The sequence below is a fragment of the Pseudomonas sp. DTU_2021_1001937_2_SI_NGA_ILE_001 genome, from assembly GCF_032463525.1.
In the GTDB taxonomy this organism is placed as follows: Bacteria; Pseudomonadota; Gammaproteobacteria; order Pseudomonadales; family Pseudomonadaceae; genus Aquipseudomonas.
The window spans coordinates 1,475,431-1,492,556 of the sequence record NZ_CP135971.1; the positions used below are offsets into that span (position 1 = coordinate 1,475,431).

Genomic DNA, 17,126 nt, shown 5'->3' on the forward strand with positions numbered 1-17,126 from the left:
CGGATTCTCCATGAGTGAAAGCATTCTCAGTGCCCAGAGCCTCAGCAAAGTGGTGCCCAGCACCGAAGGTGAGCTGACTATCCTGCACGAACTCTCCCTTGAACTGAACAAGGGCGACACTTTGGCCATCGTCGGCTCATCCGGTTCCGGAAAATCCACTCTGCTGGGCTTGCTCGCCGGGCTGGACCTGCCCAGTGCCGGCAGCGTCATGCTCTCCGGGCGCAACCTCAGCCAGCTCGACGAAGACGAGCGCGCCAGGGTCCGTGCCGAGCACGTCGGGTTCGTGTTCCAGTCGTTCCAGTTGCTCGACAGCCTCAATGCCCTGGAGAACGTCATGCTGCCCATGGAACTGGAGGGCCGCCAGGACGCCCGTGAGCGCGCACGCAGCCTGCTGGAGCGCGTCGGCCTGGGCCAGCGCCTGAGCCACACGCCCCGCCAGCTCTCCGGCGGCGAACAACAACGTGTGGCCATTGCCCGCGCGTTTGCCGCCGACCCGGATGTTCTGTTCGCCGACGAGCCCACCGGCAACCTCGACAGCCATACCGGCGAGCGCATCAGCGACCTGCTGTTCGAGCTGAACAAGGAACGCGGCACCACCCTGGTGCTGGTCACTCATGATGAGCGGCTGGCGCATCGCTGCCGTCGCCTGATCCGCCTCGCAGCCGGGCGCCAGGTCGCCCCCCTGGAGCCTTGATGGCACGCATGCCCCTTCCCCGCCTGTTCAGCCTCGCGGTGCGTCAGCTGCAGCGCGACGCCCGCGCCGGCGAACTGCGCGTGCTGTTCTTCGCCTTGCTGGTCGCCGTGGCGGCCAGCACCGCCATCGGTTATTTCGGCGCGCGCCTGAATGCCGCCATGCTGCTGCGCGCCACCGAGTTCCTCGGTGCCGATCTGATCCTCGACGGCTCCAGCCCGGCCAGCGCCGAGCAGCGCGAAGCCGGGCAGCGCCTGGGCCTGAAGCACGCACAGATCGTGATCTTCTCCAGCGTCATCGCCACCGACGACGGCATCCAGCTGTCGAGCATCAAGGCAGTGGACGATGCCTACCCGCTGCGTGGCGAACTCAAGAGCGCGCCGGCCCCCTACCAGCCTGACCAGCCCGGCAACGGTCCGCCGCCTGGCGAAGCCTGGGTCGAGGCGCGGCTGCTGCCAGCGGTCAATCTCAAGGTCGGTGACACTCTCGACGTCGGCGCCAAACCGCTCAAGCTGACCCGCATCCTGACCTACGAGCCGGACCGCGCCGGCAACTTCTACAGCCTCACGCCACGGGTGATGATCAACCTCCAGGACCTGCAGGCCACTGGCGTGGTGCAGCCCGGCAGCCGGGTGACCTATCGCGAAATGTGGACCGGCACGCCACAGGCCCTGGCAGCCTACCGCCAGGCCATCGAACCGGGCCTGCAACCGCACCAGGAAATCAAGGACGCCCGCGACGGCAGCCAGCAGATCGGCGGTGCACTGGGCAAGGCCGAACGCTACCTGAACATGGCCAGTCTGGTCGCCGTGCTGCTGGCCGGTGTAGCGGTGGCGATGTCGGCGGCCCGCTTCGCCGCGCGGCGCTTCGACGCCAGCGCCCTGCTGCGCTGCCTGGGCCTGTCGCGGGGCGAGGCGCTGCAGCTGTTCGGCCTGCAACTGGCGCTGCTCGGCCTGTTCGCCAGCCTCGGCGGTGCGTTGCTGGGCTGGCTGGCGCAACTGGGGCTATTCGCCTTGCTGCATAACCTGCTGCCCGCCACGGTACCGCCCGGCGGCCTCATGCCCGCCCTGGCCGGCATCGGCACCGGGCTGGTCGCCCTGGCCGGCTTCGCCCTGCCACCACTGGCCGCGCTGGGCCGAGTGCCGCCATTGCGGGTGTTGCGCCGCGACATGCTGCCGGTGCCGGCCAGCTCCTGGCTGGTGTACGGTGCCGCCATCCTGGCCCTGGGCCTGATCATGTGGCGTCTGAGCCTGGACCTGGTGCTGACCTTCGCCCTGCTCGGCGGAGGCGTCGTCGCCGCCCTGCTGTTCGGCGCCCTGCTACTGGCCGGCCTGAACAGCCTGCGCCGCCTGCTGGCCGGTGCCCCACTGGCCTGGCGTCTGGGCCTGGGCCAACTGCTACGCCACCCGTTGGCCGCTGCCGGCCAGGCGCTGGCCTTCGGCCTGATCCTGCTGGCCATGGGGTTGATCGCGTTGCTGCGCGGCGAACTGCTCGACACCTGGCAGAATCAGTTGCCCAAAGACGCACCGAACTACTTCGTGCTCAACGTGCTGCCTGCTGACAAGAACCGTTTCGCCCAGACTCTGGGCGGGCTGTCCAGCCATGCTGCACCGCTGTACCCGGTGGTGCCGGGGCGCCTGATGACCATCAACGGCGAACCGGTCGCCCAGTTCGTGACCAAGGATTCGCGGGGCGAAAACGCCACGCGCCGCGACCTCAACCTGACCTGGGCTGCCGCCCTGCCGGAGGGCAACCGCATCACTGCCGGGCAGTGGTGGTCGACACCGGATCAGCCTCCCGCCGCCGATCAGCCGCCCGGCGTCTCGGTGGAAGCCAAGCTGGCCGACAGCCTGAGCATCAAGCTGGACGACCGGCTGGGCTTCAACGTCGGCGGACTGACCCGCGAGACCGTGGTTACCAGCCTGCGCGACGTGAACTGGGATACCTTTCAGCCCAACTTCTTCATCATCTTCCAGCCCGGCACACTGGCCGACCTGCCGACCACCTACATGACCAGCTTCTACCTGCCACCGCAGCACGACCGGCAGATCGTCGAGCTGTCGCGCAACTACCCGTCGATCAGCATCCTCGGCGTAGAAGCACTGCTGGCCCAGGTGCGCAGTATTCTCGACCAGGTGACCCTGGCAGTGCAGTTCGTGCTGCTGTTCGTGCTGGCCGCCGGGGTGGCAGTGCTGTTCTCCGGCCTGCAGGCCACCCTGGACGAGCGTATTCGCCAAGGCGCGCTGCTGCGTGCGCTAGGCGCCAGCCGCTACCTGCTGGTCCGCGCCCGGCGCATCGAGTTCGGCCTGCTGGGCGCAGCCAGCGGCCTGCTGGCGGCACTGGGCTGCGAACTGGTGAGCTTCGTGCTGTATCGCTTCGCGTTCAGCCTGCAGTGGTCGCCACACCCCTGGCTGCTGGTGCTGCCTCTGATCGGCGCCGTACTGGTAGGCGGTGCAGGCATCTACGGCACGCGCCGGGCCTTGAACGCCAGCCCGCTCAACGTCTTGCGCGAAGGTTGAGCCTTTGATCGACAGGTCGGGTTTCAGCCGCGCAGCGGCCTCATGTTCACAGCGGACGCGCCGAATGTGTTGGCCTCTTCGCGGCTGAAGCTGTCCAAGAAGCGCGCGACTCAGAGCCGGGCCTTGTCGATCCACTCCTGCACCGAGTCGCCACTGCCGATATCCGCCTGTACCAGACCGTCGACCATGAAAGTCGGCGAGACATGGATGCCATTCTGGCGGGCGTACTTGCAGTGCCATTTGATCGCGTGCTCCAGCTGCGGCTGGGCGAAGGCTTCGACCAGCGACACGCCGCTGTACTTCTCCAGGCGGGCAATGAGCTGGTTCGGCGTGGTGTCCATGTTCGGGCCACCAGCGTGCTGGTCGAACTCGAATTTCGAGCGGTTCGCGGCAATCGCCGCCATGACCTTTTTCGCCGTGTCCTTGCCACCGGGCAAGGTCGAGGCCGCCAGGATGCAGCGCACCAGTACCCCGGAATACAGGTGCCAGGGTTGCGACTGCAGGCGAATTTTCACGGTAACCCGGTCCTCCCCAGCCGTGGCCAGGAATTCATCGAGCTTGCCGAAGGCCTTCACCGAGAACGGACAGGTCGGTTCGAGAAACATCTCGAAGGTACGCGGGCCGTGGCCCCAGGTCAGAGGGTCGGCATTCCACACGGACGTTTCCATAAAAGGCTCCTGAAGCGCCAGGCAGCAAGCCGGCGACGATGATGAACGTGCCGGTTTCGACCATCATCGCCCTGCCCTCGTTCAGCGTGGGGCAAGCCGATGCGGCATGGGTGCCGGCTCGGGTATCTGGATCACCTGCCCACGCTGCCAGGCATCGGCGGCGGGGTCCACCCCGGGCGCCGGGATGTCCGCACGGCTGCGTCGGCGCTCGCTGCTGTCGATACCCAGCCGTCGGTCACGCTCGCCAACCATCGCCGGGTCGACCTGGCCTTCGGCGGTGAAACCCATCATCAGTTGGGGCATGCCCAGTGGCAGCCCCTTGTGCATGTCCGTGTGCCAGGTGTGCCAGGTCTTGCCATAGGTGCCTACCAGCTTCTCCATCAGCGCGTGTTCGGCGGCCTCGGGAATACCTGGGGCGAGCAACTGTCCGGATTTCACCTCGTGCACATGGCTGTGCCACAGCGCCTTCTCCGCCTCCGGCAGGCCGGCAAACAGCCTGGCGCTGATGATGTACTCCACGCCCATCAGCTTCGCATCACGGCCGTTACCATCGAAGATCGTGCACTGGATCACTTCGTCGTTGAGGATCGCGCAATAGTGGTGGGCCTCCATCTGCTGGTGCGGGCGTCCGTTGTAGAAATGAAAACCGTCGAGATAGGCGTTCAACGCCTCGACCGGCGGACGACCCTGCAGCAACGCAGCCCCCGCCTCGAGTACCTGGGTCGACATCCGTTTGTCAGCACCAGGCGCCTGCACCGCCGAAGGCGTATCATGACCGGCACAACCGCCGAGCAAGGTGCCGGCCAGCACCACCTGCACTGTCCGCTTCGCTGTGTTCATGCTGTTGCCTCCCTCCTGTGGTCGAGCGCAGGCAAGGCTCTGCCAGGCGCCCCGGAGCCTCATGCTCAAGGTGGATGACCTGACGTTGCAGCGCAGGGTTCAATGCTACGAGCCAAGCCGGCGACAGAGGGGCACGTGCTGGCGGCCAGGATTGACGGAGGTCAACGCGGGAGGGATTTTCTGTCCGCCTAATCGAACATTCATACCTGGCCAGCAGTCCCATGGCCAGGACATTCACAGGTCAGGTCGATGATCGTCAACACGCTGGTTTTTCTCGCGACCCTGGTGGGCATGGAAGGCTTTGCCTGGTTCGCGCACAAGTACATCATGCATGGCTGGGGCTGGGGCTGGCATCGCTCGCATCATGAGCCGCGTCACGGCTGGTTCGAAAAAAACGACCTGTATGCCGTGGTGTTTGCCGGGGTGGCCATCGTGCTGATCGCCCTGGGCAGCATCGGCCTGCACCCGCTGGAATGGATCGGTGCCGGCATGACCGGTTACGGCCTGCTGTATTTCATTGCCCACGACGGCCTGGTGCACCAGCGCTGGCCGTTTCGCTATGTACCGCGCAAGGGCTACTTCAAGCGTCTGTACCAGGCGCACCTGATGCATCACGCCGTGCAGGGCCGCGAGCGCTGCGTATCGTTCGGCTTCCTCATCGCTCCTTCGACGGCAACCCTGCGGGCCCAGCTGAGAGCACTGCATGATGGCCCGCTGCAACGCCCGCCGGCGGACGCCGCCAAAGCTCCGGATCACGCGGCGGCCAGCGCCGACCCCGGGAACTGATCGCGCGCCAGGCGCCCAGCGCCACGAGGCGCAGCTTGTCAGCCTTGCTGGTCGACACGCGGCTGTCCCAAGCCTGGGCTCCGGCTTCACGCACCTTGACGCCAATCTCGCGGTACACCGCCCCGGCGGTCGCCACGGCCCAGGCCGAACGCCATGGCAAGGCCGTGACGCCGGCCTGGGCACTTTCGTAGAAGGGCTCGGCCATGTCCACCAGGCGCTGCCCCAGCACCGCCAGGCGCTCGCGGTACTCCGGGGCTGCCAGCCGCTCACGCGCGATACCCTGTTCGTCCAGCCATTGCTGCGGCAGGTAGCAACGTCCGACCTCAGCGTCTTCGACGATGTCCCGGGCGATATTGGTGAGCTGGAACGCCATGCCCAGGTCGCAGGCCCGCTCCAGGGTTGCCTCGTCACTGACGCCCATCACCTGGGCCATCATCAGCCCCACGACCCCGGCCACGTGGTAGCAGTACTCCAGGGTGTCTTCGATGCTGCAGTACTCGCGGCCATCGACATCCATGGCGAAGCCGGCCAAGTGATCCAGCGCATAGGCGCGGCGCAATCCATGCCGCGCCACCACCTCGCGCAGCGCGGCGAAAGCCGGCTCGACCACCGGCTGCAACGCATACACCGCCTCGGTCTGGGCCAGCAGCCCGGCCAGGCGCTGTTGCACTTCGCCGTCGGCCAGCGGGCGCGCCTGATGACCGGCCTGCTGGCCATCGATCACGTCATCGCAATGCCGGCACCAGGCATACAGCATCACCGCACTGCTGCGCGTGGCCGGATCGAACAGCCGTGAGGCGGCGGCGAAGCTCTTGGAACCGACTGCGATGCTGCGCGTGGCATGCGCCAGCAACTGGCGCTGCTCGTCAGGCGTGTCATGCATGGGCGATTCCTTCGAGCATCAGCCCGGCGGTGGCCTTGGCCGAGCCGATCACCCCTGGCACGCCAGCGCCCGGATGCGTACCAGCCCCGACCAGGTACAGGTTGCTCAGGTGCGCATCGCGATTGTGCGGGCGGAACCAGGCACTTTGCTGTAACACCGGCTCCAGGGAAAACGCCGACCCCAGATGGGCATTGAGTTCGTCGCGGAAATCATGTGGGGTGAAGATCCGGCTGGTCACCAGGTCTTCGCGCAGCCCCGGCATGTAGTGCTTCTCCAGGTAGGCGAAGATCCGCTCGCGATAGCGCGGCCCCTCCACTTCCCAATCGATAGGCGCGTTACCCAGGTGCGGCACCGGCGACAGCACATAGTGGCTGGAACAGCCGGGCGGCGCGAGGTCCGGGTCGGTGACGCAGGGCGCGTGCAAGTACAGGGAAAAGTCCTCGGCCAGGCCCGGCCCCTTGAAGATCTCGTCGATCAGGCCGCGATAGCGCGGGCCAAAGCACACCGTATGGTGCTGCAGCTGCGGCTGCGGCCGCTTGAGGCCGAAGTGGATGACGAACAGCGAATTGCTGAAGCGCTTGCCCGCCAGGCGCCGCCCTTCGTCGCGGCCACGCGCCTCATGGCCCAGCAGGTCGGCATAGGTGTGCATGACGTCAGCGTTGGAGGCCACGCAATCGGCCGCCCAAAAGCGCCCATCCTGGCAACGCACCCCGGACACCTTGCCCTCGCTGACCTCAATGCGGGCGACGTCGGCGTTCAGCGCCAGCTCCCCGCCCAGGTCTTCGAACAGGCGCACCAGGCCACGCACCAGGGCACCGGTGCCACCCTTGGGAAACCACACCCCCCACTGACGCTCCAGGGCGTGGATCAGGGTATAGATGGAAGAAGTCGCGAACGGGTTGCCACCCACCAGCAGCGAATGGAAGGAAAAGGCCTGGCGCAGCTTTTCGTTTTCGATGAAGCGCGACACCTTGCCGTACACACTGCGCCAGGCCTGCAGGCGAGCCAGTTGCGGGCCGGCCTGGATCATGTCGCGAAACGACAGGAACGGCACCGCGCCGAGCTTCAGGTAGCCTTCCTCGAACACCGCCTTGGAGTAGGCCAGAAAGCGCTGGTAACCGGCCACGTCGCGCGGATTGAGGGCGTGGATCTGCCGGTCGAGGGCGGCCTGGTCGTTGGCGTAGTCGAACTGCGTACCGTCCTCCCAGCACAAGCGGTAGAACGGCGCCACGGGCAGCAATTGCACGTAGTCGTCCATGCGCCGTCCAGCCAGGGTGAACAGCTCTTCGATGGCGCTGGGGTCGGTGATCACCGTCGGTCCGGCGTCGAAGACGAAGCCCTGGTCTTCATAGACATACGCGCGCCCGCCCGGTTTGTCGCGGCGCTCCAGCAGCGTGGTGGCCACGCCTGCCGCCTGCAGGCGAATCGCCAGGGCCAGGCCTCCGAAGCCTGCGCCGATCACCACTGCTTTTCTAGCCTGGGTCATAAGGTGTTCTCGAAATGTCGCGGCGAATGGCGCAACAAGGCGCGCAAGGCTTCGCCGACGGGGACGGGAGGTTTACCGAAGAGTATGCGCAGCTTGTCCAGCGCGTGCGTGTCTCCGGCGTAGAAGCGGCCGATCAGCCCCTCGGGCAATCGGTAGAAACGTTGCATCACCTGCCAGCGATCCTCGGCACGCCCGGCCAGGAACAGCATGCGGTTGAGCAGGCGATAGAAACCCTGGCGTTGCCACTGGCGCCGCGCATGCTCACGAATGCCGCTGGCCAGCACCTCGGCGTCGAGTACGCTCTGTCCGGCCAGCCAGTCGGCCAGGCGCAGGGCTTCGGGCAGCGAATAGCCGGTGGTGCAGTGGAACAGGCCGGCGCGCAGTCCAGACAGCGGCTGGTCGCCGACCTGCCCCCAGAAGGCATCGAAATCCCCGGCCAGGGTAATCGGCAGCACACCGGTCTCCTCGCGCAGCACTTCGGCGATCTGCCAGCCGTGTTGAGTCGCATAGTCGATGATGTGCTGGCGCAGGCGCTCGGCAGAGGCCAGTGGCCGGTCGACATAGTGGGTGTCTTCGATCAGCAGCGTATCGCTGGAAAACGGCAGTACATATACGAAGCGGTAGCCGCCCTCCTGGGCGACGCGGGCATCCATGATGATCGGCGCCTCCAGGCCATGGGGCGCCTGCAACCGCAGGACCTGGCCGAGAAAGGCCTGGCGCCCCAGCACCAGGTGCGGGTCGGGCTGCAGGCCACGGCCATCGATGACCGCGCGCGCCTGCAGGCGCTCGCCGCCTTCCAGGATGACGCTGTGCGGCGTGACCTGCTCGATGCGCCGACCGGTCCACAGGGCGTCGCCCATGACCCGCTGCAACACACTGGCGAAGCGCTCCGAGGTGATGCTCGCGTAACCGCTGTGCAGGCGCCGCGACAACTGCGGGAAATGTACGTCGTAGGCGGGCCAGGACTTGACGATCAACGGCTCGATCCAGTGGCGCTGGCGTCGGCTGAGGTCATGTTCATGGAACGACCAGGTATGGTTGCCGCCCGCCTCGGGCTGTTGCTCCACGCAGAGAATGCGCAGCTCCGGGCGCAGGCGCTTGAGACGCAGGGCAATCAGGCCATTGGCCAAGCCGGCACCGGCGAGAATCAGGTCATAGCTCATGGCGTCGCCTCGGCCAGCACCGGACGCCCGCTGCGCAGCACCTGCTCGACGATGTCCGCCGCGCGCCGGGTGCCGCCGGCCTGCTGCAACTGCGCTGCCAGTTGCGCCAGACGCGGCAGCGGGCGGGCCAGCAGCGCGTCCAGCGCCTCGGCGATGCGCGGCGCCCGCGCCCGGCGGTTGAGCTGCAGCCCAGCCCCGCTGTAGCTGACCCGCGCGGCCACACCGTGCTGGTCGAAGGCGATGGGCATCACCAACATCGGCGTCTGGGTGGCGATGGCGTCCATCACCGTGTTCAGCCCGCCGTGGGTGATCACCGCATCGGCCTGTTGCAGCACCTGGCGTTGCGCCACGAAGGCCGTGACCCAGCTGGCGCCTTCGTCGAGCAGCAAGGCTTCGCGGGTCTTGTCCAGCGCACCGCAATGGGCGATGAGCAACTGCAGGTTCATCTGCCGACAGGCCCGCGCCATCTGGCGGAACATGCCCAGGCGCTCGCCCTGCAGGGTGCCCAGGCTGGCGAATACCAGCGGGCGCAACGGGTCCACCGGCCAGCCGCCACAGGGTTCGGGCAGCGTGGGCCGCAGCGGTCCGACGTGATGCAGGTGCGCCGGTGCGGCGCGGCGCGGAAAGTCCAACGCGGCAATGGTCTGGCTGATCTGCGCCAGGGGCGACAAGCCTTCGTGAACACCGTCGCGCGGCGCCACGTGCAACTGCCGGGCGGCCTCATGCAGCACTTGGCGCAACGGGCGCATCAGCCAGTCGTGCACCTTGCGGCTGCCTTCATAGAGGCGCAGGCTGCGTTCGTCCTCGGCATAGGCGAATGGCATGACCGACAGCGGCAAGTGCGGCTCGCGGTTGACCGGCAAGGCACAGGCCACCGAGATATACGGCAGGCCGCTGGCCTCGGCGACCAACGCGCCGGCGGCCTCCATTTCGTCGCACAGCACGGCGTCGATGCCCTGCCGGGCCAGCGCGGCGGGCAGTTCGGCGCACAGCATGGCGGTGCTGGAAACCAGCTGGTCGATCAGCCGCTTCAAGCCCAGCGGATGACAGGGCTGCCCGGCGCGCCTCAGGCTGTCGGCCAGGCAACCAGGCCCATGAGTGCTGCGCCCCAAAGCGTGAAAGCCGATGCGCGCGTCGCTGAGCCAGACGCGTGCATCGGCCTGTTGGAAAAAGGTCACGCGGTGGCCGCGCTCTATCAGCTCCACGGCCAGCGCCTGGAAGGCCTGGAAATGGCTGTAGTACGCCGGGGCGACGACCGCGAAATGACTCATGACGGCTCGCCTGCGAGCAAGCGGGCCTGACGCAGCGCCGCCAGGTCGGCCGAGCCGGTGCAGAAGCAGGCGACGCGCAGTTGGCGGATGAAAATCTGGAAATGCTCGATCACCGCCTCGGTAGACAACGTCGCCTCACGCAGCACCCCGGCCGCCTGGCCGACCAGATCGGCACCCAGGCGAATCGCCTTGGCGGCGTCCACCCCGTCACGGATCCCGCCAGAGGCAATCAGCGGCACCTCGGGCAGCACCCGGCGCACGCCCACCAGGCTTTCGGGAGTCGGAATGCCCCAGTCGGCGAAGGCCATGGCCACCGCGCGATCGGCTTCGCTGCGCGCCCGCCCTGCCTCCACGGCGGCCCAACTGGTGCCCCCCTGGCCAGCCACATCCAGCACCTGCACCCCGGCCTGGACCAGCGCCTGGGCCACTGCCGGGCTCAGGCCGGCGCCGACCTCCTTGGCAATCAACGGCACTTCCAGCTGCGCGGCGACCCTGGCGATGCCATCCAGCACGCCGCGCCAGTCGCGGTCGCCTTCAGGTTGTACAGCTTCCTGCAAGGGGTTGAGGTGAATGATCAGCGCATCGGCCTGCAGGCTGTCCACCGCGCGCCGCGCCAGGTCCAGGCCAGCAGGCCCGAGCAGCTGTGCGGCACCGATATTGCCCAGCAGCGCGATGTCCGGCGCCAGGCGACGCAGCTCACGGGTCAGGCCCTGGTCGCTGCCGCCTTGCAGGCCGACACGTTGCGAGCCGACGCCCATGGCGATGCCCAGCGCCTGAGCGGCCTCGGCCAGGTGCCGGTTGATGGCGGTGGAGCGCTGCGCCCCGCCGGTCATGGAGCTGATCAGCAGCGGCGCACGCAACGGACGGCCGAGCAACTGGCAGGACAGGTCGATATCGTCCATGCTCAGTTCCGGCAAGGCACAATGCTCGAAGCGCAGCCGCTGCCAGGCAGAAGCCGTACGTGCGCCAGCATCAAGCCCGGCCAGCACGATATCCAGATGGTCATCCTTGCGCCGACTCAAATCATGTTCGCTCATGACATTACATATCCCTGGAATCATTCACTGCCGGATGTTGTCCCTTGTACTGGCAAAAGCTATACAAGACCTCAGCTTCGCACAACTTGCGTATAAGATGCTCCTCAGGCATCCCGGCGCGCCAGTCGTTCCCTTACGATACGCAAGCGGACGACAATACTTTCGCCCATCACCACGGACGCAGCCATGTTGACAGTAAAGACCTGCGGCACCAGCGAATCGACCTTCGCCGATCACCTCGCCGAACTGCGGGTCAGCATCGACCGGCGCCTGGACGAACTGCTGCCGGAAAGCGGCAACGAACGCGACCTGATCGCCCTGGCCATGCGCGATAGCACACTGGCGCCGGGCAAGCGCATGCGCCCCATTCTGCTGGTACTGGCCGCCAACAGCCTCGGTCATCGCGGGGCTCAGGCCCTGGAACTGGGTTGCGCGGTGGAAATGATCCATGCCGCTTCACTGGTGCTGGACGACATGCCGTGCATGGACAACGCGCAATTGCGCCGTGGCCGCCCGACGGTACACCTGAAATTCGGCGAGGACGTGGCGATTCTCACCGCCATTGCCCTGCTGAGCCGGGCCTTTGGCGTAGTAGCGGGCATTGCCGAGCTGCCAGCGGCAACGCGCACCCAACTGGTCGAAGTGCTGGCCAATACCGTCGGCATGCAAGGCCTGGTACGCGGCCAGTTCCAGGACCTGCGCGATGGTCAGCAGGCACGCTCTGCCGAGCAGATCGCCCTGACCAACACCCTGAAGACCGGCGTGCTGTTCGGCGCCATCATGGACATGGCCTGGCTGGTCAGCGGTGCGACCCCCTGCAAGCGCTCGCCGCTACAGAACTTCGCGCTGGAGCTGGGCCAGGCCTTCCAGCTCTACGACGACCTTCACGACAGCAGCCCGGACACCGCCAAGGACCAGGGCAAGGACGCTGGCAAGTCGACATTGATGGCGCTGTATGGCCCGGAAGGCGTCACCCTGCGCCTGTACGAGCACCTGCGCAAGGCACAGGCCTGCCTGGACGAAGCCTTGGGCCGAGACCACCAGTTGGGCGACTTCCTGCAACTGATCTTCGCCAAGGTCGCGATCCGCTGAGCGCGACCCGCCTTCATCAAGGCGCAGGTAACGCTGCGATGGCCCGCACCAGTTGCGCGCCGTCGTCGAAGCGCTGCTCCTTCACCACCCTGCCCTTGTCCAGCTGCAGCCACTGCAGCGTGTCGCGGTCGCCGTTGTAGCGGCCCGCCACGCGACCGTCGCGGTCCAGCAGGATGCGATAGTTCGCCGAGCGCATCGCCGGAACGATCACCGGCTTCATCACTGCGGGCAGCATCTCGATATCGGCGACATAGATGACCCGACGGGCCTCCAGGTAACCCGGCGGCTGATCTTCGATGGCGGCATTCAGCATGCGCGCAGCCGACATGCTGCGTGCCACCAGCAGCACCTGGGCCTGATCGTCGAGGGTGTAGGACTTGTCATGCTGATCCAGCAGAGTCCAGCGCGTGACGGTCGGTTCGGAGGTCTCGGCGACGGCCGTCCACGAAAGAGTCATTGCAAGAGCGGCAGCTGCCAGGCGCATGGGCCGGTTCCTCCAGGCGAAAAAAGCGTACCGGAACCTACCGGCACGACAAGGTGCATGATGGATCCTGCCACAGACCAGAGGTTCCCGCGCCCCCGGTCCGTGTCGAACACCCCTCTCCCGCCACCGGCGCAAGCCCGTTATAGTCAGCGCCGGCGTCCGGCCAGGGCGACGTGCATCGGTAAAACCATTCAAGGAGGCGGCTTGGCTACCAACATCATTACCCGGGAAGGCCACGACAAGCTCAAGGCAGAGCTGGACCACCTGTGGCGCGTGTATCGCCCGGAGATCACCCAGAAAGTCTCATGGGCCGCCTCGCTGGGCGACCGCAGCGAGAATGCCGACTATCAATACAACAAGAAGCTGCTGCGCGAGATCGACCGCCGCGTACGCTACCTGCGCAAGCGCCTGGAAGACGTGAAGGTGGTGGACTACTCCCCGGAACAGGAAGGCCGGGTGTTCTTCGGTGCCTGGGTAGAAGTCGAGAACGACGAAGGCCAGGTGATGAAATTCCGCATCGTTGGCCACGACGAAATCTATGGCCGCAACGACTACATCTCCATCGACTCGCCAATGGCTCGCGCCTTGCTGAAGAAGCAGCGCGACGATGAAGTGGTGGTGAAGATTCCGGATGGCGAGGCCACCTGGTATGTCAACCAGATTACCTACCAACCGTGATCCGCCCCCCGAAAGAGGCCGAGCAGACCTTCACTGGCCACCAGGCCTCGCCCAAGGTCCGTGCAGCCAGTGCAAATGTGCATGAAGTACGCCCACACAGGCTCGGGGGCACTCAGGTTGCTGGCGCAGCCACTTCGAGCAAGTGAATCCCGGGCGTGTCGGACAGACTTCCCCCGCTGTATCCACCAAGCCGGCCAACCCGGGTGCGCAACTCGACCTGCTCCCCCCTGATCATCATGCGAATGCGATGGGTGCCGATAAAGTCGCCATCGAAGCCCATCGAATATTCATCCACCGCAAGCTTCTCGCCTGGGGAAAGAGTTGCAGACGCCGCGATTCCGTCTGCGAAGGCGCTCCCTGCAGCATTGTAGTCGACGATGTCATCACCATCGCTGGCGAAAGCATGCAGCCGCCTGCCGATATAGATGACCTCCTCGGCGGTGCGGTTGACGAGATAGACGGGCTGTTTGTCACTGCAGGTGTACATATAGGGGATGGCCAGATAAATACCCTCCCCCACCTGTTGCAGACGCGCTTCCAGATCGGCCAAAGCCAGAACGTCAGCGAGTTCTGCGAGCCTGGCCCGAAGCTCGCTGCGCAGATCATCTTCTTCAGAGGTCCGCAGTGATTCTAAGGCGCTGTAGGCCACGTCGAGATGGGTATGGCGCTCGATGGTGCGTTGGTGAGCCTCCACGACCGAGGCTGGAAAATCAGCATGCCTACGTGTCGTTGTCGCGTGAATGAGTTCCTCGATTTGACGGATCATGGTCGTACCTTCTGACTGCCTGGCAGGCTGGGGTAAAGCCATAGGATGGCCGCAAGCCTTTTTCGTTCGCTGGTCAACATACCATCCAAGTCCGAGAAAGCCGCTCAACCCAGTGTGATCAACCCCTGGCGGGCAATGCGGGTCAGGTCGTGGATCACCACGGCGGCGTTGTCGGCATCCGGGGCATGGATCACTGCCAGGTCGAACTGGTCGTTGGCGTAGCCCGACAGGGGTTGCGCGGTGTCGACGAACTGCAGCAGGAAGGCACTGGCCTTGCCGCCTTTGCGCGGCCAGCCGTCGAGATAACGCAGCAAAGTAGGCTGGTGAGCGCCGCCGAGCAGGATGCGCGGATTCTTGCGACCGATGTAGGCAGTGATGGGGGAAATACGCAGGGGACGATGCTGGGTCTGGCTCATGACAGTGTTCTCCGCCTCACAGTTTCCGCTGGGCAGCGGTGGGAGGCGACACCGAACCAACGTTTTAGCGGTATTTGGCCTAGGCCGGCGCCCCGCAAGTAGTTGTTAAATCGGCGCTGGTGGCCATCTTAGGGCCAGCAATCACGGCAATGCAAGCACTGCTTGTGGCCGGTCCCGGAAAGCCGGGCCAGCCACTGGTCCAGGAACGGCTGCAGGGTTCAGACCCGCGCGGCGATGGCGCGGTCCACCGACAACTTGCCGGCGCCTTCGAACAGTATCGCGACCGCACCGCCCAGCAGGGCCAGGGCGAACTCGTAGCCGTTGTTGGCCATGAACAGGCCGTTGGCCAGGTGCACGCTGACGATCGCCACCAGCAGCAGGAAGATCAGCACCGCCGCAGCCGGGCGCGCCAGCAGGCCGATGAGCACAGCCAGGCCGCCGAAGAACTCGGCACTGCCAGACAGCAGCGCCATCAGGTAGCCCGGGGTCAGGCCGATGCTTGCCATCCACTGTGCGGTGCCTTCCAGGCCGTAGCCACCGAATGCGCCAAACAGCTTCTGGCTGCCGTGGGCGATGAAGATGATCCCGACGACCAGGCGGATGGCGGTGAGGCCCAGGCCGGCGCGGGTGGAGACAACAGTGTTGAGGAGCTTTTTCATAGTGGCGATTCCAAGGAGTGATGAGCGGGAATGGCGCCATCATAATCGAATCAACCAATATGAATACCGCAATTAATGCGACGTAATTATCTAATTTATAGATCAGTTTCGCGTGACGTACTTGCGCCCCGCCGGAGCCTGCTCCAGGGATTCGCGCTGGCGATCGAAGGCCAGGTAGTACTTGTTCACGCTGTTGACGAAGGTCACCACACCGGTGCCTTTCTTCTCCATGGCCACCCGCTCGGTCTGGAAGAACCACTGGTCTGCGTTCAGGCCACGGCGGCGTGCCTCCTGGCGCAGTGCCTGGACCTGCTCCGGCCCGAGGTTGTAGGCGGCCAGGACGAAAGCCATGCGCTCGCGCTCATTGATTCTCGGGCTGGCGAAGAACTTGCGCTGAATCAGCGCCATGTAGCGCGCGGCGGCCTGTACGTTGCCTTCGGCGCTATTGATGTTGTCGACCCCGACGCGGCGCGCCGCCGACGGCGTAATCTGCAGCAGGCCAGTCGCCCCGCCACTGCCCTTGGCCGACGGGTCGAGCTTGGATTCCTTGAAGGCCAGCGCCGCCAAGTCCAGCCAATCGATGCCTTGAGCCTCGCCGTGGCGTTGCAGGAGCGGTCGCAACTCCTTGAGGCGCTGCAGGTTGGCGCGAGCCAGCGGATTGTTGACCCGGTAAAGCGGCTTGTAGGCGGCGGCCAGCACCGCGTCCTGATTACCGGGCGCACGGTAGGAGGCCAGGAAGCGGTCCATGCTTTCGCGCAGCAGCGGGGCGTCCTGGCGCACGAACCAGCCGATATTGCCTTCGGTATGGAGTTTCAGGTTGCGCTCCACGCGCAGCTTGGGCATCACCCGCGCCCAGCGTTCGGCGATCGGCTGCTCTACCAGGGTCATGGGGTAGATCCCGGCCTCGACCATTTCCAGCACGTCTTCTACCGCCAGGCTCGGGTCGACCCATTCGATATGCACCGGGGCCAGCTTGCGCTGCGCCAGGCCCTGGTTGAGGCGGTGCAGGGCTTCGTCGGCCACGCTGCCGGTGGGCAGGGTCAGGGTCCGCCCGGACAGCTGGTCGAGCTGGCGGAAGCTGCGCTGCCCCCGGCTACCGACCACCACCAGCGGCACATCGGCGACGATGGGCCGGCTGGCCACCACGGCCTTGTCGCTGGTGTAGAGCAGTTCGCCCGGCGCGATCAGGTCGCCTTCACCGCGCAGCAAGGCCGCCACCAGCTGGTTCTTGGCCTTGGGAATGATCTTGAAGGTCAGCTTGCCGCCGTTCTGGGCATTGAGAAATTTTTCGAAGGCCTGCAGGCGGGCATATTCGATGCCGACTTCCTGGCCCTTGACGTCGCCGGAGCTGTTGCGGCTCTGGTTGACCAGCACGCGCAGTACCTTGCTGCTGCGGATGATCGGCAGGTCCCTGGCCTGAGTGCGCTTGTGTACCGCCTGCGGGCCGTTATGCACGGGCTTGCGCGGGTCGGCCAGCAGCGGAGCGGCGACCGACAGGCAGACGATGGACAATAGCGCGGCTCGGATCATTCGCTCTCCGTGGATCAAACCAGACAGATAGACAGACAAGTAGGGACCGCTATGACCGGCAAAAACGCCGTTCGATCCCCTGGGTTGTTGCCAAAAGCGTTGAACCGACCGGTTCAAGGTATTGAATGCAAAGCACTTTCAGTTGAAGCGAGAGGCT

16 protein-coding genes and 1 pseudogene are annotated in these 17,126 nt (G+C 65.7%); 5 read left to right on the forward strand and 12 right to left on the reverse strand.

The window, feature by feature from the left end; all coding sequences use genetic code 11:
- Nucleotides 1-10: 10 nt before the first annotated feature.
- A complete protein-coding gene (locus tag RRX38_RS05975; protein ID WP_315961908.1) occupies nt 11-694 on the forward strand; it encodes an ABC transporter ATP-binding protein in 684 nt (227 codons plus the stop codon).
- Complete coding sequence (locus RRX38_RS05980) at nt 694-3,210, forward strand: ABC transporter permease (RefSeq protein ID WP_315961909.1); 2,517 nt, start codon at nt 694-696, stop codon at nt 3,208-3,210. The genes RRX38_RS05975 and RRX38_RS05980 overlap by 1 nt, the downstream gene beginning before the upstream one ends.
- 110 nt (nt 3,211-3,320) lie before the next feature.
- On the opposite strand, the gene RRX38_RS05985 is transcribed toward RRX38_RS05980, so the two are convergent.
- Nucleotides 3,321-3,878: a thioredoxin gene (locus RRX38_RS05985; protein ID WP_315961910.1), complete on the reverse strand. Its 558-nt coding sequence runs from the start codon at nt 3,876-3,878 to the stop codon at nt 3,321-3,323.
- An 81-nt stretch (nt 3,879-3,959) separates the two neighbouring features.
- Nucleotides 3,960-4,718 carry an OBAP family protein gene (locus RRX38_RS05990; RefSeq protein ID WP_315961911.1) on the reverse strand — a complete coding sequence of 253 codons (759 nt, stop codon included), beginning with the start codon at nt 4,716-4,718 and terminating at the stop codon, nt 3,960-3,962.
- Between the two features lie 249 nt (nt 4,719-4,967).
- On the opposite strand from RRX38_RS05990, the gene RRX38_RS05995 reads away from it, so the two are divergent.
- Nucleotides 4,968-5,504, forward strand: coding sequence for a sterol desaturase family protein (locus tag RRX38_RS05995; RefSeq protein WP_315961912.1), 537 nt, complete (start codon nt 4,968-4,970; stop codon nt 5,502-5,504).
- Here RRX38_RS05995 and RRX38_RS06000 read toward each other — a convergent pair.
- The 5 genes and pseudogenes from RRX38_RS06000 to fni form a co-directional block, all read right to left on the reverse strand.
- Nucleotides 5,449-6,387: pseudogene (locus RRX38_RS06000) on the reverse strand (phytoene/squalene synthase family protein); the annotation flags it as partial. The gene RRX38_RS05995 and the pseudogene RRX38_RS06000 sit on opposite strands and share 56 nt — an antisense overlap.
- A complete protein-coding gene (locus RRX38_RS06005) occupies nt 6,380-7,873 on the reverse strand; it encodes a phytoene desaturase (protein ID WP_315961913.1) in 1,494 nt (497 codons plus the stop codon). The gene RRX38_RS06005 and the pseudogene RRX38_RS06000, both read right to left, overlap by 8 nt.
- Entirely contained in the window at nt 7,870-9,036 is a 1,167-nt protein-coding gene (gene crtY, locus RRX38_RS06010) for a lycopene beta-cyclase CrtY (protein WP_315961914.1), read from the reverse strand. Before crtY ends, RRX38_RS06005 begins: the two co-directional genes overlap by 4 nt.
- Entirely contained in the window at nt 9,033-10,307 is a 1,275-nt protein-coding gene (locus tag RRX38_RS06015) for a glycosyltransferase (RefSeq protein ID WP_315961915.1), read from the reverse strand. Before RRX38_RS06015 ends, crtY begins: the two co-directional genes overlap by 4 nt.
- Nucleotides 10,304-11,344: a type 2 isopentenyl-diphosphate Delta-isomerase gene (gene fni / locus RRX38_RS06020; protein WP_315961916.1), complete on the reverse strand. Its 1,041-nt coding sequence runs from the start codon at nt 11,342-11,344 to the stop codon at nt 10,304-10,306. Before fni ends, RRX38_RS06015 begins: the two co-directional genes overlap by 4 nt.
- Before the next feature lie 186 nt (nt 11,345-11,530).
- On the opposite strand from fni, the gene RRX38_RS06025 reads away from it, so the two are divergent.
- A complete protein-coding gene (locus tag RRX38_RS06025; protein WP_295474992.1) occupies nt 11,531-12,436 on the forward strand; it encodes a polyprenyl synthetase family protein in 906 nt (301 codons plus the stop codon).
- Nucleotides 12,437-12,452: 16 nt separating this feature from the next.
- Here RRX38_RS06025 and RRX38_RS06030 read toward each other — a convergent pair whose 3' ends face one another.
- Nucleotides 12,453-12,920 (reverse strand): hypothetical protein, encoded by a 468-nt coding sequence (locus RRX38_RS06030; protein WP_315961917.1) that lies wholly within the window; start codon nt 12,918-12,920, stop codon nt 12,453-12,455.
- Nucleotides 12,921-13,124: 204 nt separating this feature from the next.
- On the opposite strand from RRX38_RS06030, the gene greB reads away from it, so the two are divergent.
- Nucleotides 13,125-13,598 carry a transcription elongation factor GreB gene (gene greB / locus RRX38_RS06035; RefSeq protein ID WP_295474987.1) on the forward strand — a complete coding sequence of 158 codons (474 nt, stop codon included), beginning with the start codon at nt 13,125-13,127 and terminating at the stop codon, nt 13,596-13,598.
- Nucleotides 13,599-13,710: 112 nt separating this feature from the next.
- Here greB and RRX38_RS06040 read toward each other — a convergent pair whose 3' ends face one another.
- From RRX38_RS06040 to RRX38_RS06055, 4 genes are all read right to left on the reverse strand, one after another.
- On the reverse strand, nt 13,711-14,364 hold the full coding sequence (locus RRX38_RS06040; RefSeq protein WP_315961918.1) for a hypothetical protein: 654 nt from the start codon (nt 14,362-14,364) through the stop codon (nt 13,711-13,713).
- 104 nt (nt 14,365-14,468) lie between these two features.
- Nucleotides 14,469-14,780, reverse strand: a complete 312-nt coding sequence (locus tag RRX38_RS06045) for a class I SAM-dependent methyltransferase (protein ID WP_295474981.1) — start codon at nt 14,778-14,780, stop codon at nt 14,469-14,471.
- A gap of 218 nt (nt 14,781-14,998) precedes the next feature.
- Complete coding sequence (locus tag RRX38_RS06050; protein ID WP_315961919.1) at nt 14,999-15,439, reverse strand: DoxX family protein; 441 nt, start codon at nt 15,437-15,439, stop codon at nt 14,999-15,001.
- A 102-nt stretch (nt 15,440-15,541) separates the two neighbouring features.
- Nucleotides 15,542-16,969 carry a transglycosylase SLT domain-containing protein gene (locus RRX38_RS06055; RefSeq protein ID WP_315961920.1) on the reverse strand — a complete coding sequence of 476 codons (1,428 nt, stop codon included), beginning with the start codon at nt 16,967-16,969 and terminating at the stop codon, nt 15,542-15,544.
- Nucleotides 16,970-17,126: the final 157 nt, after the last annotated feature.

Bases quoted from the DNA above. Each gene is read 5' to 3' on its own strand.
- RRX38_RS06055 (WP_315961920.1), bottom strand. From the start codon at position 16,969: ATGATCCGAGCCGCGCTATTGTCCATCGTCTGCCTGTCGGTCGCCGCT.
- RRX38_RS05980 (WP_315961909.1), top strand. From the start codon at position 694: ATGGCACGCATGCCCCTTCCCCGCCTGTTCAGCCTCGCGGTGCGTCAG.
- RRX38_RS06005 (WP_315961913.1), bottom strand. From the start codon at position 7,873: ATGACCCAGGCTAGAAAAGCAGTGGTGATCGGCGCAGGCTTCGGAGGC.
- crtY (WP_315961914.1), bottom strand. From the start codon at position 9,036: ATGAGCTATGACCTGATTCTCGCCGGTGCCGGCTTGGCCAATGGCCTG.
- RRX38_RS05975 (WP_315961908.1), top strand. From the start codon at position 11: ATGAGTGAAAGCATTCTCAGTGCCCAGAGCCTCAGCAAAGTGGTGCCC.
- RRX38_RS06030 (WP_315961917.1), bottom strand. From the start codon at position 12,920: ATGCGCCTGGCAGCTGCCGCTCTTGCAATGACTCTTTCGTGGACGGCC.
- RRX38_RS06025 (WP_295474992.1), top strand. From the start codon at position 11,531: ATGTTGACAGTAAAGACCTGCGGCACCAGCGAATCGACCTTCGCCGAT.
- RRX38_RS06050 (WP_315961919.1), bottom strand. From the start codon at position 15,439: ATGAAAAAGCTCCTCAACACTGTTGTCTCCACCCGCGCCGGCCTGGGC.
- RRX38_RS05995 (WP_315961912.1), top strand. From the start codon at position 4,968: ATGATCGTCAACACGCTGGTTTTTCTCGCGACCCTGGTGGGCATGGAA.
- RRX38_RS06045 (WP_295474981.1), bottom strand. From the start codon at position 14,780: ATGAGCCAGACCCAGCATCGTCCCCTGCGTATTTCCCCCATCACTGCC.
- RRX38_RS06015 (WP_315961915.1), bottom strand. From the start codon at position 10,307: ATGAGTCATTTCGCGGTCGTCGCCCCGGCGTACTACAGCCATTTCCAG.
- RRX38_RS06040 (WP_315961918.1), bottom strand. From the start codon at position 14,364: ATGATCCGTCAAATCGAGGAACTCATTCACGCGACAACGACACGTAGG.
- RRX38_RS05985 (WP_315961910.1), bottom strand. From the start codon at position 3,878: ATGGAAACGTCCGTGTGGAATGCCGACCCTCTGACCTGGGGCCACGGC.
- fni (WP_315961916.1), bottom strand. From the start codon at position 11,344: ATGAGCGAACATGATTTGAGTCGGCGCAAGGATGACCATCTGGATATC.
- RRX38_RS05990 (WP_315961911.1), bottom strand. From the start codon at position 4,718: ATGAACACAGCGAAGCGGACAGTGCAGGTGGTGCTGGCCGGCACCTTG.